21 protein-coding genes are annotated in these 22,025 nt (G+C 62.2%); 9 read left to right on the top strand and 12 right to left on the bottom strand.

Going from position 1 to position 22,025, the window contains the following annotated elements; translation table 11 throughout:
* Window positions 1-9: 9 nt before the first annotated feature.
* From ACQKPZ_RS07220 to ACQKPZ_RS07240, 5 genes are all read right to left on the bottom strand, one after another.
* The gene (locus ACQKPZ_RS07220; RefSeq protein WP_427536494.1) at window positions 10-678 is read right to left on the bottom strand and encodes an amino acid ABC transporter permease; all 669 of its coding nucleotides are present in this window, start codon (window positions 676-678) and stop codon (window positions 10-12) included.
* A complete protein-coding gene (locus ACQKPZ_RS07225) occupies window positions 675-1,316 on the bottom strand; it encodes an amino acid ABC transporter permease (RefSeq protein WP_427536496.1) in 642 nt (213 codons plus the stop codon). The genes ACQKPZ_RS07220 and ACQKPZ_RS07225 overlap by 4 nt, the downstream gene beginning before the upstream one ends.
* The gene (locus ACQKPZ_RS07230) at window positions 1,316-2,107 is read right to left on the bottom strand and encodes an amino acid ABC transporter ATP-binding protein (RefSeq protein WP_427536658.1); all 792 of its coding nucleotides are present in this window, start codon (window positions 2,105-2,107) and stop codon (window positions 1,316-1,318) included. The genes ACQKPZ_RS07225 and ACQKPZ_RS07230 overlap by 1 nt, the downstream gene beginning before the upstream one ends.
* A 23-nt stretch (window positions 2,108-2,130) precedes the next feature.
* Entirely contained in the window at window positions 2,131-3,423 is a 1,293-nt protein-coding gene (locus ACQKPZ_RS07235; RefSeq protein WP_427536498.1) for a M24 family metallopeptidase, read from the bottom strand.
* 105 nt (window positions 3,424-3,528) lie between these two features.
* Window positions 3,529-5,565: an FAD-dependent oxidoreductase gene (locus ACQKPZ_RS07240; RefSeq protein ID WP_427536500.1), complete on the bottom strand. Its 2,037-nt coding sequence runs from the start codon at window positions 5,563-5,565 to the stop codon at window positions 3,529-3,531.
* Window positions 5,566-5,691: 126 nt separating this feature from the next.
* On the opposite strand from ACQKPZ_RS07240, the gene ACQKPZ_RS07245 reads away from it, so the two are divergent.
* Entirely contained in the window at window positions 5,692-6,333 is a 642-nt protein-coding gene (locus ACQKPZ_RS07245) for a TetR/AcrR family transcriptional regulator (protein ID WP_427536502.1), read from the top strand.
* Between the two features lie 34 nt (window positions 6,334-6,367).
* On the opposite strand, the gene ACQKPZ_RS07250 is transcribed toward ACQKPZ_RS07245, so the two are convergent.
* The 3 genes from ACQKPZ_RS07250 to glaH all read right to left on the bottom strand — a co-directional run bounded on the left by ACQKPZ_RS07250 (window position 6,368) and on the right by glaH (window position 9,685).
* Window positions 6,368-7,261 carry a PA4780 family RIO1-like protein kinase gene (locus ACQKPZ_RS07250; protein ID WP_427536503.1) on the bottom strand — a complete coding sequence of 298 codons (894 nt, stop codon included), beginning with the start codon at window positions 7,259-7,261 and terminating at the stop codon, window positions 6,368-6,370.
* Between the two features lie 87 nt (window positions 7,262-7,348).
* Window positions 7,349-8,593: an L-2-hydroxyglutarate oxidase gene (gene lhgO, locus ACQKPZ_RS07255; RefSeq protein ID WP_427536505.1), complete on the bottom strand. Its 1,245-nt coding sequence runs from the start codon at window positions 8,591-8,593 to the stop codon at window positions 7,349-7,351.
* Window positions 8,594-8,707: 114 nt separating this feature from the next.
* Window positions 8,708-9,685, bottom strand: coding sequence for a glutarate dioxygenase GlaH (gene glaH / locus ACQKPZ_RS07260; RefSeq protein ID WP_391134775.1), 978 nt, complete (start codon window positions 9,683-9,685; stop codon window positions 8,708-8,710).
* Window positions 9,686-9,880: 195 nt separating this feature from the next.
* Here glaH and csiR point away from each other — a divergent pair, with 195 nt between their 5' ends.
* The 3 genes from csiR (at window position 9,881) to ACQKPZ_RS07275 (ending at window position 12,842) form a co-directional block, all read left to right on the top strand.
* Window positions 9,881-10,576, top strand: a complete 696-nt coding sequence (csiR, locus tag ACQKPZ_RS07265; protein WP_427536507.1) for a DNA-binding transcriptional regulator CsiR — start codon at window positions 9,881-9,883, stop codon at window positions 10,574-10,576.
* 216 nt (window positions 10,577-10,792) lie between these two features.
* Window positions 10,793-11,473 carry a response regulator transcription factor gene (locus ACQKPZ_RS07270; RefSeq protein ID WP_391133372.1) on the top strand — a complete coding sequence of 227 codons (681 nt, stop codon included), beginning with the start codon at window positions 10,793-10,795 and terminating at the stop codon, window positions 11,471-11,473.
* Entirely contained in the window at window positions 11,451-12,842 is a 1,392-nt protein-coding gene (locus ACQKPZ_RS07275) for a sensor histidine kinase (protein ID WP_427536509.1), read from the top strand. Before ACQKPZ_RS07270 ends, ACQKPZ_RS07275 begins: the two co-directional genes overlap by 23 nt.
* A 137-nt stretch (window positions 12,843-12,979) precedes the next feature.
* Here the strand turns inward: ACQKPZ_RS07275 and cysS are convergent, their stop codons facing one another.
* On the bottom strand, window positions 12,980-14,362 hold the full coding sequence (gene cysS / locus ACQKPZ_RS07280; protein WP_391133366.1) for a cysteine--tRNA ligase: 1,383 nt from the start codon (window positions 14,360-14,362) through the stop codon (window positions 12,980-12,982).
* Window positions 14,363-14,371: 9 nt separating this feature from the next.
* Window positions 14,372-16,075 (bottom strand): glutamine--tRNA ligase/YqeY domain fusion protein, encoded by a 1,704-nt coding sequence (locus ACQKPZ_RS07285; protein WP_427536511.1) that lies wholly within the window; start codon window positions 16,073-16,075, stop codon window positions 14,372-14,374.
* Between the two features lie 248 nt (window positions 16,076-16,323).
* On the opposite strand from ACQKPZ_RS07285, the gene ACQKPZ_RS07290 reads away from it, so the two are divergent.
* Together ACQKPZ_RS07290 and ACQKPZ_RS07295 are read left to right on the top strand one after the other, a co-directional pair.
* Window positions 16,324-16,824 carry a peptidylprolyl isomerase gene (locus tag ACQKPZ_RS07290; protein ID WP_201203862.1) on the top strand — a complete coding sequence of 167 codons (501 nt, stop codon included), beginning with the start codon at window positions 16,324-16,326 and terminating at the stop codon, window positions 16,822-16,824.
* Complete coding sequence (locus ACQKPZ_RS07295; RefSeq protein ID WP_391133359.1) at window positions 16,821-17,543, top strand: UDP-2,3-diacylglucosamine diphosphatase; 723 nt, start codon at window positions 16,821-16,823, stop codon at window positions 17,541-17,543. Before ACQKPZ_RS07290 ends, ACQKPZ_RS07295 begins: the two co-directional genes overlap by 4 nt.
* 123 nt (window positions 17,544-17,666) lie before the next feature.
* Here the strand turns inward: ACQKPZ_RS07295 and ACQKPZ_RS07300 are convergent, their stop codons facing one another.
* Window positions 17,667-19,973 carry an acylase gene (locus tag ACQKPZ_RS07300; protein ID WP_427536513.1) on the bottom strand — a complete coding sequence of 769 codons (2,307 nt, stop codon included), beginning with the start codon at window positions 19,971-19,973 and terminating at the stop codon, window positions 17,667-17,669.
* Window positions 19,974-20,169: 196 nt separating this feature from the next.
* On the opposite strand from ACQKPZ_RS07300, the gene ACQKPZ_RS07305 reads away from it, so the two are divergent.
* Window positions 20,170-20,544 (top strand): fe2+ zn2+ uptake regulation protein, encoded by a 375-nt coding sequence (locus ACQKPZ_RS07305; protein WP_391133353.1) that lies wholly within the window; start codon window positions 20,170-20,172, stop codon window positions 20,542-20,544.
* A gap of 36 nt (window positions 20,545-20,580) precedes the next feature.
* Here ACQKPZ_RS07305 and ACQKPZ_RS07310 read toward each other — a convergent pair whose 3' ends face one another.
* The gene (locus ACQKPZ_RS07310; protein ID WP_003248064.1) at window positions 20,581-20,769 is read right to left on the bottom strand and encodes a hypothetical protein; all 189 of its coding nucleotides are present in this window, start codon (window positions 20,767-20,769) and stop codon (window positions 20,581-20,583) included.
* A gap of 149 nt (window positions 20,770-20,918) precedes the next feature.
* Between ACQKPZ_RS07310 and ACQKPZ_RS07315 the strand changes: the two genes are divergently transcribed.
* Both ACQKPZ_RS07315 and ACQKPZ_RS07320 read left to right on the top strand, forming a co-directional pair.
* Window positions 20,919-21,377, top strand: a complete 459-nt coding sequence (locus ACQKPZ_RS07315) for a hypothetical protein (RefSeq protein ID WP_427536515.1) — start codon at window positions 20,919-20,921, stop codon at window positions 21,375-21,377.
* A 247-nt stretch (window positions 21,378-21,624) separates the two neighbouring features.
* Window positions 21,625-22,005: a Mor transcription activator family protein gene (locus ACQKPZ_RS07320; protein ID WP_427536517.1), complete on the top strand. Its 381-nt coding sequence runs from the start codon at window positions 21,625-21,627 to the stop codon at window positions 22,003-22,005.
* Window positions 22,006-22,025 lie beyond the last annotated feature (20 nt).

Here is a 22,025-nt window from a genome sequence, read left to right on the forward strand (position 1 = left end):
AGGCAGGGTTCAGGAACGTGCGTGCTGGCCGGTCGCCAGTCTTCTTTCCAGGGTGGCCACACCCAGGCTTGCCGGGGCGCAGACGGCCGCATACATCAGCCCCGCCAGCACCAGTACCGGCATGTACTGGAAGGTCGAAGAGCCGATGGCCGACGCGCGGCTGACGATTTCGGGCAAGGCGATGGTGAAACACAGTGACGAGGCCTGGAACATCATGATCGAGAACCCCAGCAACGATGGCAGCGCCACCCGCAAGGCCTGGGGCAGGACCACATAACGCAACGCGTCGACGCGGTCCAGGCCAATCACCTCGGCGGCCTCGTGCTGGCCACGGGCGACCGCTTCCAGCCCGCCACGGATGATCTCGCTGGTGTACGCGGCGGTGCAGTAGGCCAGCGCCAGGGCCGCAGCCCAGAACGAGCTCAGGGTGAGGTTTGCCGAGGGCAAGCCGAAGTAGAAGTACTGCAACAGGATCAAGGCAGGCGCACCACGCCCCAGTTCAACGATCAGCAGCGCCGGGTAGCGCACCGCCCTGCCCTTGGCGCTTACGCCCAGGGCCAGCAGCAGCCCCAGCCCCACACCGAGGGCCAGGCTGATGGCAGTCACCTGCAACGACAGTACAAAGCCCTTCCACAGCTCTGGAAACCATTCGGCCCACAGGCTCAGTAGTTCGCTCACAGGCTGATCCTCCGTTGCAAGGTGCCGGACAACCAGCGTGAGGCCAGCGCCACTGGCACGCTCAGCACCAGGTACACCAGCGCGGCGGCGCTGTACACGCCCAAGCCCTGGAAGGTCTGCTGCGACACCTGGTAGGCCTGGAAGCTGATGTCCGTCACGCCAAGGGTAGAAGCCACCGCCGAATCCTTGAGCAGGCCGATGGCATAGGTAGCCGCCGTGGGAATGGAGATACGCGTCAGCTGCGGCAGCACCACATCGAAAAAGCGCTGTGCCGATGACAGGTTCAGTACATGCGCCGCCTCGTACTGGCCATCGGGGATCGCCGCAAACGCACCCCGGTACACTTCAGCCATCTGCGCCGCGGTGATCAGGCCCAGGCCCACCGTCGCTGCCACGAACGGCGACAGGCTTATATAGCCCCCCCCAATGCCGAAGAAGATGAAGAACAGCCAGACAATCGGCGGAATCGACCGCAGGGTCAGCACGATGGCTGCCCCCAGTGCCGCCAGCCCACGTGCCTTGGCCATGCGCAGTGCACACAGTGGAAAGCCCAGCACCACACCGGTCGCAAACGCACACAGGGTCACCCCCAACGTCCAGGGCACACCAGCCAGCAACATCAGCAGGATGTCGTTCATCAGCGGTCCCTCACGGCCTGGAGAAACTTCACCACCCGCTCATGCCGCGGCTGGCGCATCACCTGCGCGCTCGGCCCCTGCTCGAGGATGCGCCCATCGGCCATCACCACCACGCGGTCCGACACTGTCTCGGCAAAGTGCATCTCATGGGTGACGACGATCATCGACATGCCTTCGGCAGCCAGCTCCTTCATCACTGCCAATACTTCCAGGCCCAGTTCCGGATCCAGCGCCGAGGTGGGCTCATCGAACAGCATCAGCTCGGGCTCCAGCGCCAATGCCCGGGCAATGGCGATGCGCTGCTGCTGGCCCCCCGAACAACGTACCGGGTAGTGCCCGGCCTTGTCGGCCAGGCCCACACGTTCCAGCAACTGCATGGAGCGCGCATCGGCTTCACGCTGGCTGCGCCCCAGCGTGCGGATTTGCGCCAGGCTCACATTACGCAGCACAGTCATGTGCGGGAACAGGTTGAACGACTGGAACACCATGCCAATGCGCCGGCGTAGCTGCAGCAGGTCAGCGCGCAGCAGCGGCGTGGCGGCGTCGATGTCGAGTTCGTCGAGGCGGATACGCCCCCGGGTCGGTGGCTCCAGCTGGTTGATGCAGCGCAGCAAGGTGCTCTTGCCCGAGCCACTGGGGCCGATGATGGCCACCACCTCCCCCTTGCTCATCTCAAAGTTGACGTCGTGCAGCACTTCGTAGGGGCCAAACTGCTTGTGGATCGACTCCAGGCGCAGGAATGCGGGCTTGGGAGCAGGCACTGGCGGTACCTGGCGCAGGGGAACACTCATCGGGTTCATGTGCAATCCTCCGCTCAAGACCGCTGGTCATCGACCAAGGGCGTGCTCGACAGCTTGACCGCGCCGTGGGCGGTGATCAGCACCTGTTCCTCCAGCTTCACCCCTTCGCGCCCACCCCGCTCGCCGATGTAGCTTTCTACCGAGACCACCATGTTTTCCTGGAACAGGCCGTCGTAGCCCCATTCGGCGAAGTCCACGGCATAGGCCACGCTGGGGTATTCATCCACCAGGCCGACACCGTGCAGCATCATCATGTAGCGGTTGTGCTCGTACTTGCGCGGCACCGGCCAGCAACGCTCGGCAAATTCGCGAAACGACAGGCCCGGGCGCAGCAGCTCGACGTTGTGGCTGATCTGCTGGCTGGCGATGTCCAGCAACTCGCGCTGGGCCGCGGTCACGGGCTTGCCGGGGCAGACAAAACTGCGCGAGATATCCGACAGGTAGCCGCCGGGGCCCACCATGTCGGTGTCGAAGCAAACCATCTCACCGGCTTCGATGACCTTGTCGGTCGCATCCTGGAACCACGGGTTGGTGCGCTGGCCAGAGCTGAGCAGCCGGCTCTCGGCCCATTCACCGCCTTGGGCCACGTTGGTACCGTGAAGGATGCTCCATAGCTGGTTTTCGGTAATGCCTGGCTGCAGGCTGGCCCGCATGCGGGCGATGGCCAAATCGCAAACGGCCATCGAGACCCGATGGCTGGCGACTTCTTCGGCCGACTTGATCAGTCGGGCCTGCTCCATCAGTGGTTGTGCGTCGAACAGTTCGATGCCCCGGGCCTTGAGCTTGTCGGCGCCCCAGGGGTCGCAGCGGTCCACGGCCAGGCGCCGGTTGCTGCCACCATGGCGGACCATCAGCTCGGCCACCTCGGCCGCCCACAACGCCGCCTTTTCATCGACGCGGGGCCCTGCGAGAAAGTACAGCCAGGGCAACGCAGGCCGGATCTCGTCAATGGTTTCGACATGCTCGCTGTTGTGCCGGCTGCTGGTGAACTCGAAGAGCACCAACGGGCCTTCGGTGGGCACGAATACATAGCGGCTGGGCGAATGCATGACCCACAGGCCAAGGTTGTTGGTATCGGTGGCATAACGGATATTGATCGGGTCAGCCAGCAGGATGCCGCCATAGTCATGGGCACGCAGTTGCTGGCGAATTCGCTCCAGCCGGTAGCGGCGCAAGGCTTTGCGGTCGATCGCGGCCTGGGCGGCAAGCAACTCGCTGTCCACCGGGGCCAGGGCATGGCCGGTTACGCTGGGGTCGTCACGAAACTGCAGGGATGGCGCGGGGCTCGGTCGGGTACCGATGTGCATGGTTACACTCTCCACTGGATATCGTTGTCGTTTTTGGAGCCAGGGCAGTAACAAGTAAGCGCGAATCAGGCGTTGCTGTTTTTTTATTGTGCTATGGCGCGTGGGTCAGAGGTCCTTGACCAGGCGCAGGGCGTCATAAATGGCTGCATGGGTGTTGCGCGAGGCCACCGCATCGCCGATGCGGAACAACTGGAAGCGGCCGTCGTCCCGGCGTACCACAGCCTGCGGGCGGCCGGCGATCAGGTCCAGGTACTGCACCGCGCCTTCGTTGCTCGAAAGCGGGCACAGCTGGAAATACAACTCGTCCAGTGGCCGGGTGCCATGGTTGACCACCACCTGGTCGACCAGGCGGGTCTGGCGCAGCTCGCTGTAATCGGTGCCGATGGTTGCCAGCAGGCCGTCTGCGGTGCGAGTGACCGCTTTTAGCCGCCAGGTTACGGTGAAGGTGGTGTCCAGCTGTTGCAGGGCACGCATGTAGGGCACCAGGTTCATGCCCATGACTTCGGGCGAAAAGGTGCGGTCGGGGGTCATGATTTCGGTGCGCGCACCGCTCTGCGCAATGAACTCCGCCGCTTGCAGTGCGGCGTGGTCGCCTGCATCGTCGTACACCAGCACGTTGCGCCCGGGTTTGACATCGCCGCTGATGATGTCCCAGCTCGATACCACCAGGTCGTTGCCTTGCTCCAGCACCTCGGTGTGCGGCAGGCCGCCCGTGGCGACGATGACCACATCCGGGGCTTCATCAAGGATGATCTGGCTGTCGGCCCAGACGTTGTAGTGGAACGTCACGCCCAGGCGTTCGCATTGGGCCAGGCGCCAGTCGATGATGCTGATCATCTCTTTGCGCCGCTCTGATTGCGCGGTCAGGCGAATCTGCCCACCGGCTTTGTCGGCCACTTCGTATACCACCACATCGTGGCCACGCTCGCCCGCTACCCGCGCCGCCTCCAGGCCTGCGGGACCTGCGCCGACGATAACCACTTTGCGCCGCTGCGCCGCCTTGGGGATCTCGTGCGGCATGCTGGTTTCGCGGCCAGTGGCTGCGTTGTGGATGCAGTAGGCCGCGCCACCGTGGTAGATGCGGTCCAGGCAGTAGTTGGCGCCCACGCAAGGGCGGATATCGTCTTCGCGGCCTTCGATGATCTTGCGCACGATATGCGGGTCGGTCATGTGCGCGCGGGTCATGCCGACCATGTCCACCTTGCCTGCGGCAATGGCATGCCGGGCGGTGGCCACGTCCGGGATCTTTGCCGCATGGAACGTAGGAAAACCGGTCAGTGAGCGAATTTCGCCAGCAAAGTCCAGGTGCGGCGCATTGCGCATACCCTGGATCGGAATGATGTCGGTCAGGCCGGCATCGGTGGCGATGTTGCCGCGGATCACGTTGAGGAAGTCGATCATGCCGCTGTTTTTCAACAACTGCGAAACCTGCAATCCTTCATCCTTGGTCAGGCCACCGGCCAGCACTTCATCACCGGTGTAGCGAATGCCAACGATGAACTCATTGCCCACCCGCTGGCGAATGGCCGAGAGCACTTCGAAGGTAAAGCGCAGACGGTTTTCCAGCGAGCCACCGTAGACGTTCTGCAACTCGTTGGTCAGCGGCGACCAGAACTGGTCCATCAGATGGCCGTATGCCTGCAACTCGATGCCATCCAGCCCGGCGGCCTTCATGCGTTCGGCAGCATCGGCGTAGTCCTTGACGATGCGCTCGATGTCCCAGATCTCCAGGCGTTTGGGGAAGGCCCGGTGCGCCGGTTCCTGGTTGTGCGATGGCGACACCACAGGCAGCCAGTCGCCCTTGTCCCAGCGGGTGCGGCGGCCCAGGTGGGTCAGCTGGATCATTACCGCCGCGCCATGCTCATGGCATTCGTCGGTCAGGTCCTTCATCCAGCCGACCACTTCGTCCTTGTAGGCCAGCACGTTGTTGAACACCGGCGGGCTATCACGAGAGATCGCTGCTGAACCCGCAGTCATGGTCATGGCCACACCGGCCTTGGCCCGTTCCACATGGTAGGCCCGGTACAGCTGCTTGGGCATGCCCTCTTCCGGGTAGGCCGGTTCGTGGGAGGTAGTGATGATGCGGTTACGCAAGGTGAGGTGCTTGAGTTGGTAAGGCTGAAGCAACGGATCATTGGACATGGTCGTTCTCGCATTCAGGTCATCAGGCAAAATCGACATTAGCCATCATGTACACAGGTGTCAATAAATTCGACAGTGGTGTACATTGAACTTGCCAGGCCCCCATGGATACGGAACAATGCGCCTATGAACATGACCACGACTCCACAAGAAAGCAGCGCCCGCGGCTCGATCGAAAGCTGGTTGAACGCGGCCTTCGAAGCCCTCAAGGAATCGGGGGTGGATGCTGTGCGCGTGCTGCCGCTGGCGAAAAAGCTCAACCTTGCCCGCACCAGTTTCTACTGGTACTTCGAAGACCGCGAAGCCCTGCTGGCGGCGTTGATCGAGCAGTGGAAGCACAAGAACACCCACAACCTGGTGAGCCAGACGCAGGCCTATGCCGCCTCAATTACCGAGGCAATCCTGAATGTTTTCGATTGCTGGCTGAACAGCGCGCTGTTCGACTCACAGTGTGAATTCGCCATGCGCAGCTGGGCGTTGCAGTCAGAGCAAGTGGCCGAAGAAATCAAGCAAGCCGATGCCGTGCGTATGGACGCCCTGAAGCAGATGTTCGACCGCTTCGGCTTCAGCGAGGACGCCGCCGCCACCCGTGCCCGGTCCATCTACCTGGCGCAGATCGGCTACATCAGCATGAAAACCGTCGAGCCGCTGGAGTACCGCATGCGCTTCATACCCGAATACTTGCGCATCTTCACCGGGGAAGAGCCGGCAGCGCATGAGCTGGAACGGTTCTACCAGCGCAACGGCTATGTGCCTGCGGCAAGCTGATCAGCCCGCCGCAGGCTAGAGCACCTGCAGCGTCTTACTGCAACCAGGGCGGTGTAGGCTCTTCTGCCTTGGCCGGCCCATGCTCGGCCTCGGCCCGCGCCGCACGGCGGCGGGCGTCATCCATGCGGGCAGCATCGATCTCGCGCATTACCCCGGTGACGTCGGCTTCATGCTCATCATCCTCGAACACCCCAGTCAACGGGCTGTCTGGAAGCAAGTCACCGGCCTCGAACAGCGCCCACATTTCCTGTGCATAGCGTGTGCTTTTAAGTTCCGGGGCAAAACGCCCGAAATAGTGGGCCATGTTGTCCACATCACGTTGCAGCATGTTGAAGGCATGGTTGTTGGCTGCGGCATCCACTGCCTGTGGCAAGTCGATGATTACCGGCCCGTCAGGGCCCAGCAATACGTTGAACTCGGACAGGTCGCCATGCACCAGCCCGGCACACAGCATCAGCACGATCTGACGAATGACGAACGCGTGGAATGTGCGGGCTTCCTCGGCATCAAGGTGCACGTCGTTCAGGCGTGGGGCGGCGTCACCATCGGCATCGGTCACCAGCTCCATCAGCAGCACGCCGTCCTGGAAGTCGTAAGGCTTGGGTACCCTCACGCCAGCACTGGCCAGACGGAACAACGCCGCCACTTCGGCGTTCTGCCAGGCGTCTTCGGCTTCTTTGCGGCCGTACTTGCTGCCCTTGGCCATGGCCCGGGCCTGGCGGCTGTTGCGTACCTTGCGGCCTTCCTGGTACTCGGAGGCCTGGCGGAAACTGCGCTTGTTGGCTTCTTTATAGACCTTGGCGCAGCGCACCTGGCTGCCGCAGCGCACCACGTACACGGCGGCCTCCTTGCCACTCATCAACGGCCGCAGTACTTCGTCGACCAGGCCGTCCTCGATCAGGGGCTCTATTCTTTTGGGTGTCTTCATCAGGCTGTGTTCGGGGTCCTGGCTGTGATGGTGGACATCCTCTCACAGCCGGATGCGACTTGCTCGTCTGTCTTCAACCCAGGCTGATCAGGCGCCCTGCCTGGCTGCGATGTTTGCCTTGAGGAAGTTGCCCCCTTGAAGACTGACCTGCTCACACACCTTCTCGACGATGTAGGCGCCGATCGGGATCGCCGAGGTGGCCGCCGGCGATGGTGCGTTGCACACATTGACGCTGCGGGCGGTATTGACGAACAGGAAGTCGTCGATCAGCTTGCCGTCGCGCGAGACTGCCTGGGCGCGCACCCCGGCCGGGTAAGGCGTAAGGTCGGCCTTGGTGATGCTCGGGCAATACTTCTGCACCTGCTTGAGATAGCCGCCCTTGAACAGCGAGTTCTTCATCTCGATCAGGCCCGGGCGGAAGTTCTTCGCCAGCACCTTCAGGATGCCTGGGGTGGTGAGGGTCTGGAACAGGTCGCCTGGGCTGACGTCGGTCTTGCGGTAGCCCTCGCGCTTCATCGCCAATACGGCATTGGGGCCAACCGTGACGGTGCCGTCGATCATGCGGGTCAGGTGCACACCCAAAAACGGCATCGAAGGGTCGGGAATCGGGTAGATCAGGTGGTTGACGATCTGATTGTGCTGCTTGGGCAGCAAGTAGTACTCGCCACGGAACGGGCAGATGACGAACTCGGTACGCAACCCCAGCATGCTCACCACCCGGTCAGCCATCAGGCCCGAGCAGGTCACCAGGAAACGGCTGCGCAATTCGTCGTTCTGGGTACGCACGATCACTTCGCTGGCCTGCTCCTGCAAACCGACCACCTCGGCGCCATAGCGGATTTCACCGCCAGCGCGCTGGAATTCTGCGCCCATGGCAGCGGTTACCTGGGCGTAATTGACGATGCCACTGGACGGCACGAAGATGCCGCCCATACCGACGATGTTTGGCTCGCGCTCGCGTAACTCGTCTGCCGACAGCCAGTAGCGCTCAAGGCCGTTGGCCTCGGTACGCTCCCACAGCGCCTTCATGCGTTGCATTTCCAGGTCGTTGGTGGCCACCAGCAGCTTGCCGCACTCATCGAAGCGGATACCGTGCTCGGTGCAGAAGGCCTTGGTGGCCTTGTTGCCTTCCAGGCAGAAGCGCGCCTTGAGGCTGCCGGGGGTGTAATACACGCCAGCGTGTATCACGCCGCTGTTGTGGCCGGTCTGGTGGCGGGCCGGCCCGGACTCTTTCTCCAGCACAAGAATCTTCGCGTCCGGGTAAACCTTGATCAGGTGCATGGCCGTGGACATGCCCACAATGCCACCGCCAATAATGATGAAATCGTACACAGCCTTACCTCACACGCAGGCATTGCCTGGCTGGCTCACCAAAGCCCGTACGGGCCCTGGCGGCATCGTTTTTTGCATGGACGCATGGGCGGGCACCCGCCCTGCGCCCTGTCATTATTGCCCGCGCTGGTACAGCGGTTTAGGGAACGCGACGTAACCACGCTGGCGCATCAGCTCACGGCGCAGGCCCTCGTGCGGGGTGAAGCGGTCGCGGCCATGCAGCCAGAACAGGTTGTTGATCAGCAGGAAGCTGCCCACCCCCACCGGTACCGACACTTTCTTCTCGCTGCCTTCCAGCGAATCGGACAAGGCGTTCAGCCAGATGCCCTCCTCGTAGTTCTCCGGCTGCACGAACTGATCAATGTAGCGCATGGTCGGGCGGCCTTCGCCATCGGTGTCGAACACCGCATGGAACACATCTTCGGCCACCTTCTTGCTTGGCGGTGCTGTCCAGCGCATTTCGCGGCGAGCCATCGGGTGGCGGAAGAATTCCTCACACTGTTCCCAGTCATCCAGGTGCAGCAGCAGGGAATTACCGCCTTCCATGTTCTTTTCGTCGATCTTGAGCATCAGCACGTAATCGGTGATCTGGTTCACGAAGGTGCCGTCGTTGTGCAACTCCATGACCCGGTGCGGCTGGCGCAGGTAGCTGTCGGAGGTGTCGGTGTTGACCACTACGAAGCGCGCATAGAACTGGCCACTCATGGCGTCGTAGTTGGAGCGGCCGATCAGGTGTGCGCAGGCGGTGGTGAACTTGACCATGTCCTCGGCCTGGCTCACATCGTCCAGGCCCAGCGGGGTAATCAGCATGCCACCGGTGGCGCGGTCAAGAATGGTGTTGAGCAGCACCGGGCGCAGGGTGCCCTGGCACAGCTCGTCGAGGATTTCGCCAACACGGAAACGCAGGAACGACTTGTACTCCAGCGCCTGGACGGGCCATTGGGCAACGGCCTGGACAAACGCTTCGACGACTTCCTGGGCGAAGGTCAGCTCCAGCAGGCGTGGCGACTGCTTCGAAGGGGCAATGGTGAAACCATGCGGTTCAAGCGGCAGTGGCATTACAAGGTCGGCGATCTGCGTAAAGGCGTTCATGGCAGTGTCCTGGCAAGAAAGGGGGTTGGCACCGGCCAGTGGTGGCCTGGATCAGTGCGGGCGAGCTAAAAATATCGCCACAAACGCAAAATGTCTACGTTTTTGTTTTTCGTCGCCAATGCTGATCTTTGTCCATTGTTTTTCGTCGACAGGCGGTTTCGGTATGATCGGCAAAACGTTTTGAGGAACAGGATCTTGGAAGCGCTCGCCCCCCGACAAAACTCAGCATTCAGCGGGTATGAGAGGCTCAAGAAGGACATCATCCGTGGCGTGTTCAAGCCCGGTGAGAAACTGCTGATGAGCGCCTTGAAGGAACGCTACGACCTGGGCGTGGGCCCGCTGCGCGAAGCCCTGTCGCAACTGGTGGCCGAACACCTGGTCAACGCGATCAGCCAGAAAGGCTACCGGGTGGCGCCCATGTCGCTTGAAGAGATGAACGACATTTACGATGCCCGCGCCAACCTCGAGGCGATGATCATTGCCCTGGCCATCGAGCGCGGCGACGACGCCTGGGAGGCATCGGTGCTCGCCCACTCGCACACCTTGGCCAAGGTGGTGGAAGTGAAAACCCGCGAACAGCGCCTGGATGTGTGGGACGAGCGGCACAAGGCGTTTCATACCGCCATTGCCTCGGGCTGCGGCTCAAAGCACCTGCTGCAGGCGCGCACCTACCTGTTCGACCAGGCCGAGCGCTACCGGCACCTGTGGCTGACGCAAACGGTGTTCTCCGAACAGGCCCTGGAGCTCAAGCGCCAGGAGCATGCGGCGCTGGTCGATGTCATTCTCGCCCGGGACGCCGAGCGCGCCAGCAGCATGATGCGCTCGCACCTGATGACTCCGGTGCCGATCATCGCGCAGATCATGCATGCCGAAGGAATCGGGGCCCGTTGAAGCGTTACTCCAAGGCCGCACGATACCGTGTGGGAGCGGGCATGCCCGCGAACACCGGCGCAGCCGGTGCCATCCATTGCGTTGCCTGCTTCGCGGGCACGCCCGCTCCCACAATGACCGCGCGAGCTTCTGAATCAGCTAGATGAATTTTTCTTAAATCGCCTGTTGTCTATTCTTTGGCACAATCAAATCTCTATTAGATGCCCAGGAACCAGCATGCCTCGCGTACTGACCATCGAAGACGACGCCGTCACCGGCCAGGAAATCGTCGCCGAACTTACCAGCCACGGCCTGGACGTGGAGTGGGCCGACAATGGCCGTGAGGGCCTGGCCAAGGCCATTGCCGGCGGTTACGACCTGATCACCCTGGACCGTATGCTGCCCGAGGTCGATGGGCTGACCATCGTCACCACCCTGCGCAGCCTCAAGATTGCCACGCCGATCCTGATGATCAGCGCCCTCTCCGATGTCGATGAGCGGGTGCGCGGCCTGCGTGCCGGCGGTGACGACTACCTGACCAAACCGTTTGCCTCCGACGAGATGGCCGCACGGGTCGAAGTATTGCTGCGACGCAACAGCGTGCCCATGACCCAGACCCGCTTGCAAGTAGCCGACCTGCAACTGGACCTGATCAGCCACGAGGCGCGCCGCGGTGACAATACGCTCAACCTGCTGCCTACCGAGTACAAGCTGCTGGAGTACCTGATGCGCCACAGCGGCCAGGTGATCACGCGGATGATGATTTTCGAGGAGGTCTGGGGCTACCACTTCGACCCAGGCACCAACCTGATCGATGTGCACATCGGCCGTCTGCGCAAGAAAATCGACTCCCCCGGCCAGTCACCGCTGATCCGTACGGTACGGGGCTCCGGCTATGCCATTGCTGAACCCGTCTAAAGGCTGGAGTTCGTCCACCAGCCGCCTGCTGGCGCTGTACAGCTTTCTGTTCGTGGCCTGGAGCAGCATCCTCATGGGGGTGCTGTATTTCGAGGTATCCAGCTACCTGAACAAACTTACCCGCCACTCCATGCTGCAACGCCAGCACCTGTTCGCCCACATGAGCGGCAAGCAGCTGGACGACGCCCTGGTCGCCAGCCAGGCCTTTGAAGAACGCAGCTTTGATGCCTATGGCCTGTTCGACGCCCAACTCAACCCGCTGGGTGGCAGCGTACGCGCCCTGCCCCCGGAGCTGAGGCTGGACGGCAAGATCCATGAACTGAAACGCTGCCTGGATGCCGACGACCCGCGCATGCCCCGCGACAGTTGCGACGCGGTGGCGATCAACGTACAGGACGGGCGCTGGCTGGTCCTGTTCCGTGATAACGGCTCGCTGTTCGTGGTCACCCGGATCATTCTCGATGCCCTGCTCTGGGGTATTTCCCTGACACTGATCCCGGGCTTTGCCGGCTGGTACCTGCTACGCCGCCGGCCACTCAAGCGGATTCGCGCCATTCAGGCCCAGGCCGAGCTGATCGTCGCCGGCGACCTGACCCACCGCTTGCCATTGTCGGCCCGGCGCGACGAGTTGGACATGCTGGCCGCCATCGTCAATGCCATGCTCGACCGCATTGAGCGGCTGATGCACGAGGTCAAGGGCGTGTGTGACAACATTGCCCACGACCTGCGTACTCCCCTCACCCGCCTACGCGCCCAGTTGTACCGGATTCGCCAGCAAAGCGATGCGGATTCTGCGCAAGCCGAGGCGCTGGACCTGGCCATTGGCGAAACCGACACCTTGATGGCGCGTTTTCGTGGTTTGTTGCGCATCAGCGAGCTGGAAGATCGCCAGCGCCGGGCCGGTTTCGTCCAGCTTGACCCGCATGATCTGCTCGTGGAACTGCACGACTTTTACCTGCCTTTGGCCGAAGATGGTGGCATCCACCTGGAATTGCACCAGCCTGCACAATTACCGGCACTGCACGGTGACCGCGAACTGCTGTTCGAGGCACTGGCCAACCTGGTGGGCAATGCTATCAAGTTCACGCCCGAGGGCGGGCAAGTGCGGATTAGCGCGATACAGGACGATAACCGCCTGCACCTGGCCATCGAGGACAGTGGGCCGGGTATTCCCGAGGAAGAGCGTACTGCGGTGTTGAAGCGGTTCTATCGCAGCGATGAAGGCCATCGCCATGCCGGGTTCGGGCTGGGGTTGTCGATCGTTGCGGCAATCGTCGATCTGCATGGGTTCGGGTTGGAGATTGGCGAGAGTGAGTTGGGTGGAGCGAAGCTGGTATTGCATTGCCCGTTGGCCGGGCTAGCCAAGTAGCTTTTTGGGGCTGCTTTGCAGCCCATCGCGACACAAGGCCGCTCCTACAGGGGTTGGGCGAGCATTATATGCAGCGCAGTACCTGTAGGAGCGGCCTTGTGTCGCGATGGGCCGCAAAGCGGCCCCGATTGCACCGATCAGTCAGCCAAGCGCCAGGTAGTCGTCCCTTTGCTGTCTTCCAGCACCACACCCATGGCAGTCAACTGGTCGCGAATACGGTCCGACTCGGCCCAGTTCTTATCCGTACGCGCTTGCAGCCGCGCCTGGATCAAGCTTTCAACTTCGGCCGCATCAACCTTGCCTTCGGCACCCGCACGCAGGAAGTCATCAGCTTCCAGTTGCAGCACACCCAGCACCTCACCCAGCTCACGCAGGCGGCCAGCCAGGCCGGCGGCAGCTTCCACATCGCTGTCGCGCAGGCGGTTGATCTCGCGCACCAGATCAAACAGCACGGCGCAGGCTTCAGGGGTGCCGAAGTCGTCGTTCATCGCCACGCTGAAGCGCTCGACGAACGCTTCGCCACCCTTGGCCGCCACACGTGGCAAGCCGCGCAGGGCGTGGTAGAAGCGCTCCAGCGCACCCTTGGCGTCACGCAGGCTGTCTTCCGAATAGTTGATCGCGCTGCGGTAGTGGCTGGCCACCAGCAGGTAGCGCACCACTTCCGGATGGTACTTCTCGAGCACGTCGCGGATGGTGAAGAAGTTGTTCAACGACTTCGACATCTTCTCGCCATTGATCCGGATCATGCCGCAGTGCATCCAGGCATTGGCGTACTGCTTGCCAGTGGCTGCTTCGCTCTGGGCAATCTCGTTCTCGTGGTGCGGGAACTCCAGGTCGCTGCCGCCACCGTGGATGTCGAAGCTTTCCCCCAGGCAGCAGGTAGACATCACCGAGCACTCGATGTGCCAGCCCGGACGGCCCGGGCCCCACGGCGATTCCCAGCTCGGCTCGCCCGGCTTAACGCCCTTCCACAGCACGAAGTCCAGCGGGTCCTGCTTGGCCTCGTCGACCTCGATACGCGCACCGATGCGCAGGTCTTCGATCTTCTTGCGCGACAGCTTGCCGTAGCCCACGAACTTGCCAACGCGGTAGTACACGTCGCCATTACCCGGGGCGTAAGCGTAACCCTTGTCGATCAGGGTCTGGATCATCGCGTGCATGCCGGCGATGTGGTCGGTGGCACGCGGTTCCTGGTCTGGCGGCAGGATGTTCAGGCGGCGCTCGTCTTCGTGCATCGCGTCGATCATGCGGGCGGTCAAGGCGTCGAAGGTTTCGCCGTTCTCGTTGGCCCGGTTGATGATCTTGTCATCGATGTCGGTGATGTTGCGCACGTAGGTCAGGTCGTAGCCACTCTTGCGCAGCCAGCGGGTGACCAGGTCGAAAGCCACCATGCTGCGGCCATGGCCCAGGTGGCAGTAGTCGTACACGGTCATGCCGCACACGTACATGCGCACCTTGTTGCCATCCAGCGGCTTGAAGGCTTCCTTGGTTTTGCTCAGCGTGTTGTAGATGTTAAGCACGGCGGTTCCTTAGCTGCCCCAGGAGTCACGCAGGGTGACAGTGCGGTTGAACACCGGGCGGCCCGGCTGGCTGTCTTTCAGGTCGGCGCAGAAGTAACCTTCGCGCTCGAACTGGAAGCGGTCCTCGGGCTGGGCCTGGGCCAGCGACGGCTCGGCACGGCAACCTTTGAGCACTTGCAGCGAATCCGGATTGATGTTGTCCAGGAAGCTGCCGCCTTCTTCGGTCTTTTCCGGGTTAGGCGAGCGGAACAGGCGGTCGTACAGGCGCACTTCGCACTCGACACTGCCTGCAGCCGGTACCCAGTGGATCACGCCCTTGACCTTGCGGCCTTCAGGGTTTTTGCCCAGGGTGTCCGGGTCGTACGAGCAGCGCAACTCGACGATGTTGCCGTCTGCGTCCTTGATGGCCTCGTCGGCGCGGATCACGTAGCTGCCACGCAGGCGCACTTCACCGGCCGGTTCCAGGCGCTTGTAGCCCTTCGGCGGCTCTTCCATGAAGTCGTCGCGGTCGATATACAGCTCGCGAGCGAACGGCAGCGCGCGCACGCCCATGTCTTCCTTCGGGTGGCGCGGCAGTTCGAGCTGCTCGACCTGGCCTTCCGGGTAGTTGGTGATGACCACTTTCAACGGGCGCAGCACGCACATGGCACGCGGCGCAGTGCGGTCCAGGTCGTCACGGATGCTGAATTCGAGCATCGACATGTCGACCACGCCGTCGGAGCGGTTGGTGCCGATCATTTCGCAGAAGTTGCGGATCGATGCCGGGGTGTAGCCACGGCGACGGAAACCGGACAGGGTCGACATGCGTGGGTCGTCCCAGGCGTCGACGTGCTTTTCATCAACCAGCTGCTTGAGCTTGCGCTTGGAGGTGATGGTGTAGTTCAGGTTCAGGCGGCTGAACTCGTACTGGCGCGGGTGTGCCGGCACTGGCAGGTTGTCGAGGAACCAGTCGTACAGCGGACGGTGCCCTTCGAATTCCAGGGTGCAGATCGAGTGGGTGATGCCCTCGATGGCGTCCGACTGGCCGTGGGTGAAGTCGTAGTTGGGGTAGATGCACCACTTGTCACCGGTCTGGTGGTGGTGGGCATGGCGGATGCGATACAGGATCGGATCGCGCAGGTTCATGTTCGGCGAGGCCATGTCGATCTTGGCCCGCAGTACGCACTCGCCGTCCTTGAACTCGCCGGCTTTCATGCGGGCGAACAGGTCGAGGTTTTCTTCCACGCTGCGCTCGCGGAACGGGCTGTTCTTGCCCGGCTCTTTGAGGTTGCCGCGGTATTCCTTGGCTTGATCAGGGGTCAGGTCGCAGACATAGGCCTTGCCACGCTTGATCAGCTCGACCGCCCAGTCGTGCAGCTGGTCGAAGTAGCTGGACGCATAACGCACCTCGCCGGCCCAATCGAAGCCCAGCCATTTGACGTCGCTTTGAATGGCGTCGATGTATTCCTGGTCTTCCTTGGCCGGGTTGGTGTCGTCGAAACGCAGGTGGCAGACGCCCCCGAATTCCTTGGCCAGGCCGAAGTTGACGCAGATCGACTTGGCATGGCCGATGTGCAGGTAGCCGTTAGGCTCCGGCGGGAAGCGGGTAACGATGCTGCTGTGCTTGCCCGAGTCCAGGTCGGCCTGGATGATCGGCCGCAGGAAGTTCGCAGGGACAGCGGGGGCGCCTTTGGCAGCGGCGTTGGGCGCGTTGTCGGCAGTGGGCTTGCTCATAGGATCCTTGAATGCATGTGTCCAGCCTGGGTAGGCCGATTGAATCAAAGGGCCTATCATAGCCGAAGCAGTCAAGCTGCTGACAGTCGGGCCCGGACAAACTGGCGTGATTTATCACGGCTTTTTGCCGCAGCCTGGCAAAATGGCCGGTGCGCGCCATGTGTCGCGATCGCCTGATGTTGCGTCAGGTGATAACACGCGCCCAGCGCACCCTAATTTCCGTATGCCTTGAAAGAGCGAATTTCAGCATGTCCAAAGTCAAACTGAGCACCAACCACGGCGACATCGTCCTGCAACTGAACGCCGAGAAAGCTCCGCAAACTGTTGAGAACTTCGTTCAATACGTCAAAGACGGCCACTTCACCAACACCGTGTTCCACCGTGTGATCAAGGGCTTCATGATCCAGGGCGGCGGCTTCGAGCCAGGCATGACCCAGAAGAAAACCCGCGCCAGCATCCAGAACGAAGCTGACAACGGCCTGAAAAACACCAAGTACAGCATCGCCATGGCCCGCACCATGGAGCCGCACTCTGCCTCGGCACAGTTCTTCATCAACGCCTCGGACAACGACTTCCTCAACCACAGCGGCAAGAACGTGCAAGGCTGGGGTTACGCGGTGTTCGGCGAAGTGATCGAAGGCCGTGAAGTGGTTGATGCGATCGAAAAGGTTGCCACCGGTTCCAAGGCTGGCCACCAGGACGTACCGAAAGACGACGTGATCATCGAGAAAGCCGAGATCATTGAGTGATTCTGCTGATCTCTGATCTGCACCTGCAAGAAGAACGCCCGGATATTTCCCGGGCGTTTCTTGATCTGCTCGATGGCCGGGCACGCCACGCCAAGGCGCTGTACATTCTTGGCGACTTCTTCGAAGCGTGGATTGGCGACGACGCCATGACGCCCTTCCAGCAGTCGATCTGCCAGGCCCTGCGCCGGCTGAGCGACAGTGGCACGGCCATCTACCTGATGCACGGCAACCGTGACTTCCTGATAGGCCAGGCCTTTTGCGACGCCGCCGGTTGCACGTTGTTGAACGACCCCAGCGTGATCGAACTGGGCGGCGAACAGGTGCTGCTGATGCATGGCGACACCTTGTGCACCCGCGACCTGGGCTACATGAAGATGCGCCGTTTGCTGCGCAACCCGCTGAGCCTGTGGATCCTGCGCCACCTGCCGCTGTCGGCCCGCTACAAGCTTGCACGCAAGCTGCGCAGCGAAAGCCGCACGCAAACACGGATGAAGTCCACCGAAATTGTCGATGTCACGCCGGAGGAAGTGCCGAAGGTAATGGCGGCGCATGGCGTGCGTACGCTGGTGCATGGCCATACCCACCGGCCGGCGATACACAAACTGGTGGTCGACGGGCAGCCGGCACGACGTATCGTGCTGGGGGACTGGGACCGCCGGGGGTGGGCCTTGCAGGTGGATGAGCAAGGTTTTCAGCTGGCGCCGTTCGAGTTTTCCTGACATTAAAGGGTTGCCAGCACTGGCCTCTTCGCGGGCAAGCCCGCTCCCACAGGTATTCCACAGACGCTGATGTTTGTGGGATTTCTGTGGGAGCGGGCTTGCCCGCGAAAGGGCCGCAATGCCTTACTGCTGGGCTACTGCCCCCTTGTCCCCTTCACTGATCACCACTTCCCGGTACTCCGGGTCAGCCTTGATCTGCGCCTCGGTAAACGGAATCACCGCCAGTTGCTTGGCCGCGAACGCCTTGGTCTGGTCACTGGCATGCGCCGACGCCGCTTCGCTCGACTGCGAGAACGCCAGCAACCCACGGGCCTCTGGCCCCTTGTCGGTGAAGCTGACCAGTTGCAGGTAGCTGGTACCGCTGACCACCAACCGCTTGCCCTGCCCGTGCGGCACGCTGTACATCGCGTTATACACACCTAGCGCCTGCGGGCCGCCCGGTACCGGGGTGCCATCGAGCGCCTGTTGCACCTGCCTCCAACGCGCCTCACCCGCCACACCACTTTCATTCACCTGCTTGATCGACGCCAGCGCCGCTTCGTGTACCAGCTTGCGCACGGCCGCCTGCTCGACTGCCAGGCCACGTGGCGTGTGCTGCGGGTCGGCCGGGTTGAAGGCTACCCGCCAGCTTTGCGGGTGTTCGGCCAGGGCGTTGAACAGGTTCTGGAAATGCACCAGGCCAATGCCACTGTCGAGGTCAGCCTTGCCATTCCATGCCGCCAGGCTGCTGCACGCGGCCTGCACATCGGCGCCTGCGCCTTTGCACCACTGCAGCAGGTCTGGCAGCACCAGGCTGGCCAGGTACACTTCGTCATCGGTCACCATGCGCTGCAGGTCATCAACGCCCAGCTTTGCCGTGCCTTGCAGGCGTTGCAGGGCAAAGCGCCCGCGCATGCCCAGTGGCTGGTCGTTACGGCTGACCAACGGTGAATAACCGGTCAGTGGCTGCGCCGGGTTGGCCATCCAGGCCGGGTCGTTGGAGTTCTGCACGAAGTCTTCGCGCTCAAGGCTCGGTAGTAGTCGCGCCGGGAAAATGCCCGGCTGCGCGGCCTGCGCATCCACCTTCCACTGGCAAGCACTGCGCGAGCCATCCAGCACCACAAAGCGCCCCAGCGCTTTCGGGTTGCTGCAGGCGCCCAGCAGTTGCTGATCCACGTAGGGCACCACTGACTGGTTCAGGTACAACGCCCGACCGCCTTGGTCCACCGCCAGGGTATTGACCCATGGGATGCCCTGCAGTTGCTCGACCGAGCCTTTCAACGCGGCCAGGCTGTCGGCACGGTTGATCTGGTACCACTGCTGCAGCACCCGGGTGTTGTCCAGGTTGGCATCACGCAAGCTGTAGGCCGCCTGTGCATCCCAGTCCAGGCGCCCGGGCCACTGCACCACCGGGCCGAATTGCGAACTGTAGACCTGCCGTTCTACCTGGCTCAAGCTGCCATCCTCGGCCTTGACCGCAACGCTGACGGTTTGCTTCGCCAACGGCAGCGACTTGCCATCCAGCAGGTAGCGGGTCGGGTCCTTGGGGTCGAGCTGCAAACGGTACAAGGTGAAGTGATTCGACGTGTCGACGGTGTGCGTCCAGGCCAAGTGCTTGTTGAAACCGATATTCACGACCGGCAGGCCCGGCAATGCGGCCCCCATTACATCCAGCTGGCCGGGGATGGTCAGCTGCATCTGGTAAAAGCGCATGCCGCCCATCCACGGGAAGTGCGGGTTGGCCAACAGCAGGCCACGACCATTGGCCGAACGCTGCGCGCCCACCGCCACGGCGTTGCTGCCACGCTCTGTGGCAAAGCGTTCCTGCCTCGCCAGTGCAGCGGCAAAGCCCGTCGACGCCTGCTGATTGGCCTGCGCAGGTGGGTGCGCCCCTGCCAACGCCTCGACAAACTGCCCGACACCGCCTTCGGCCAGCAGCCTGCGGGTCAGTTTCACCAGGTCCTCGCTGGTGATGGGCCGCACCCACTCGCCATTGCCACACTCCTTGGGCAAACCTTGGCTGCGGCGCTCAGCCAGCGCCCGGTTGTAGCCAGTGGCATAGCCCTCCAGCAGTGCCTTCACCGGCGCCGGCTGCGCCTGCAAGTACGCACTGACCGCTGCCGGGCTGTTGAGCCAGGTAAAGAACAGGTCACTGGCCAGGTTGTCACGTTGTTCCAGGGTCTTGCCCTTGGCACCGAAATGGCGTGAGCGCTCGCCGCTCACGGTCAGCACCTCGTTGGCCAACAGGCACAGGTTGTCCTGGGCGTAGGCATAACCGACGCCATAGCCCAGGCCACGCTCATCCTTGGCCACGATGTGCGGCACCCCGTAACTGGTTCGACGGATCTGGGCACTGGCATCAAGGGTGGGCTGCGCCTGCACGGTAACGCTGAAGGCCACCAGGGCAGCGGCAAGGCCAGCGCAAGTCATGGGACGGGAAAGTGGAAACACGGGCACTCCTCGGGTTCGGGGCTTATCCCGATCAGACGAATGGCCAGATGAAAATTTTACGTATTACAACGCGATGGAACGTCTTGAAGAGGAACAGGCATTTTTTTTACGAGTGGGTTGCAGTTTTTGCGTTCTCATTCGTCCTAGTAAGTGAGGCAACCACATTTCGGGTTCGTCCACGAAAAGGAGCATTCACATGTACAACCCGCAACCCTCGATCCAGGCTGGGCGCGTCCCAGGCAAAGCGCCCAAGGGACAGGACGTTTTTTCTGACGAACGCATCGGCAACGAACAGATCCGCGAACTGTTGCGCACCTTTGGCTTGCGCACCAGCCTGATCCGCCTCAAGGTGATCGATGCCCTGCACGCCGCAGACCGTAATGGCCGCAGCATTGGCGTGCGCGGCGTGCACGCACAACTGGAACAGCTGGATATTCCGCTGTCGTTTCTCAGTGTGCGCGAAGTGCTCAAGCGGCTGTGCGCCGAAGGCGTCATCCAGCTGGGCAGCGACAAGTGCTACAGCCTCAACCCGCAGGCGCGCGCCGTACTGGAACAAGCCCCCCTACGCTGAGCGCATGGCCGGCCAAGCCTGGCCGGCCTGCACAGTTCAGGGTTTGACCTTGCGCCGCAGGATGCCGTTGATCACCACGACCACCACGGCAATGGCGATGGCCAGCATCTGGAAGGTCTGCTCACTGATCGTGCCCTGCTTCTGAAGGTGAGACAGGCCCAGCATCAGGCCCAGTACCACCAGGATGATCAGAAGGGAATATTTGAGGCGCTGCACGTGTGTCATCGAAGGTTCCTTGCAACATCGGGGCAAATAGCTCGCAACGAGCGGTGGCAATGATACAACGCCCACACGGCCCGGCGCTGCATTTCCTGCTGGGTAGCCTGGCGACTGCCTGAAAGCATGGGGATCCAAGCACCCATGCCGGAGGCATCATGTACAAACCGCTGCTGTTTGCGTCCCTGCTTTTTACCCCCCTTCCCCTTTTTGCGCTGGACACCCGCCAGGTGCCACCGGCGCAGCTGCTTGAGCTTGGTCGCGACCTGGCAAGCCATGCCGGCACCAGCCAGTGGCAACAGCTGTGGCAGCGCGCGCGCCAGGCCGGTTACCTGCAGGCAAACGGTACGCCGCTGCATTTCAGCGTACCCATGGCCCAACTGCCCGACCTGGCCCGGCAAACCCTGGCCCAGGCCGACAACGTGCAGGCGCTGCAGCAGAGCCAGGCACTTTACCGTCGCAGTTTTTCAGGCACGGTCATCGGCCAGCGCGGCGGACAGCCACTGCATACGCTGTGCCTGCTGGTCGACTGGCGAACGCTGCCGCAAAACATGGTCGGCGCCCCCCGAGCCTACCTGCAAAGTGCCAGCTTGCTGAGTACCTATCCCTGCGACTGAGGGTCCGCCCCCCTTACCCAATGCAGTGAGCCTACTGATGGGAATTCAACTGCCACCGCCAGAAGTTGAAGGCATCTCCTACAACCCAGGATATCGCTGCCTGCAAAACCTGTTCACGGAGGCTACAAACCTCAACCCATATGTCGCCTAGCGACACGCGGTGGCTGTCACACAGAATTTGCTCACACCTCGACATAACGCCGCGGGTGATCGGGCCGCACATCCCCCAATCCCGAAGGAGCGCCATATGCAATTACCAGACTTGAGCCACATCGATATCAGCCAACTGCCTCACTCGTTGCAGGCGCTGATCGACTGTATTGGCATGGACAACGCCTATCAATTGACCTGCGCCTACGGCGGCAGGCCCAAGTACATCCCCAAGTACCGCGAACGCACCAAGCTCGCCGACGTGCTGCCGGCCGAAGCACTGGACGCACTGATCAAGCGCTACGCCGGCGTCGCCTTGGAGATCCCCAAGGCTGACCACTTCCTGCGCCAACTCCGCAACCAGCAGATCCAGAAAGAAAGTGCCAACGGCCTTTCACGCAGCCTGCTGGCCAACAAGTACGGCCTGAGCCTGCGCCAGATCGGCAACATCCGGCGCCAGGATCCGTGCACCGGCTAACAGCCGGGCACTTTGACCAC

It is taken from the genome of Pseudomonas sp. NPDC089547 (assembly GCF_050280665.1).
GTDB lineage: Bacteria > Pseudomonadota > Gammaproteobacteria > Pseudomonadales > Pseudomonadaceae > Aquipseudomonas.

Coding starts and splice junctions, on each gene's coding strand:
- ACQKPZ_RS07230 (WP_427536658.1), bottom strand. CDS start 2,107: ATGAGTGTTCCCCTGCGCCAGGTACCGCCAGTGCCTGCTCCCAAGCCC.
- ACQKPZ_RS07240 (WP_427536500.1), bottom strand. CDS start 5,565: ATGTCCAATGATCCGTTGCTTCAGCCTTACCAACTCAAGCACCTCACC.
- ACQKPZ_RS07250 (WP_427536503.1), bottom strand. CDS start 7,261: ATGAAGACACCCAAAAGAATAGAGCCCCTGATCGAGGACGGCCTGGTC.
- ACQKPZ_RS07245 (WP_427536502.1), top strand. CDS start 5,692: ATGAACATGACCACGACTCCACAAGAAAGCAGCGCCCGCGGCTCGATC.
- ACQKPZ_RS07270 (WP_391133372.1), top strand. CDS start 10,793: ATGCCTCGCGTACTGACCATCGAAGACGACGCCGTCACCGGCCAGGAA.
- ACQKPZ_RS07225 (WP_427536496.1), bottom strand. CDS start 1,316: ATGAACGACATCCTGCTGATGTTGCTGGCTGGTGTGCCCTGGACGTTG.
- ACQKPZ_RS07235 (WP_427536498.1), bottom strand. CDS start 3,423: ATGCACATCGGTACCCGACCGAGCCCCGCGCCATCCCTGCAGTTTCGT.
- ACQKPZ_RS07315 (WP_427536515.1), top strand. CDS start 20,919: ATGTACAAACCGCTGCTGTTTGCGTCCCTGCTTTTTACCCCCCTTCCC.
- ACQKPZ_RS07305 (WP_391133353.1), top strand. CDS start 20,170: ATGTACAACCCGCAACCCTCGATCCAGGCTGGGCGCGTCCCAGGCAAA.
- ACQKPZ_RS07275 (WP_427536509.1), top strand. CDS start 11,451: ATGCCATTGCTGAACCCGTCTAAAGGCTGGAGTTCGTCCACCAGCCGC.
- ACQKPZ_RS07310 (WP_003248064.1), bottom strand. CDS start 20,769: ATGACACACGTGCAGCGCCTCAAATATTCCCTTCTGATCATCCTGGTG.
- ACQKPZ_RS07290 (WP_201203862.1), top strand. CDS start 16,324: ATGTCCAAAGTCAAACTGAGCACCAACCACGGCGACATCGTCCTGCAA.
- ACQKPZ_RS07285 (WP_427536511.1), bottom strand. CDS start 16,075: ATGAGCAAGCCCACTGCCGACAACGCGCCCAACGCCGCTGCCAAAGGC.
- glaH (WP_391134775.1), bottom strand. CDS start 9,685: ATGAACGCCTTTACGCAGATCGCCGACCTTGTAATGCCACTGCCGCTT.
- ACQKPZ_RS07320 (WP_427536517.1), top strand. CDS start 21,625: ATGCAATTACCAGACTTGAGCCACATCGATATCAGCCAACTGCCTCAC.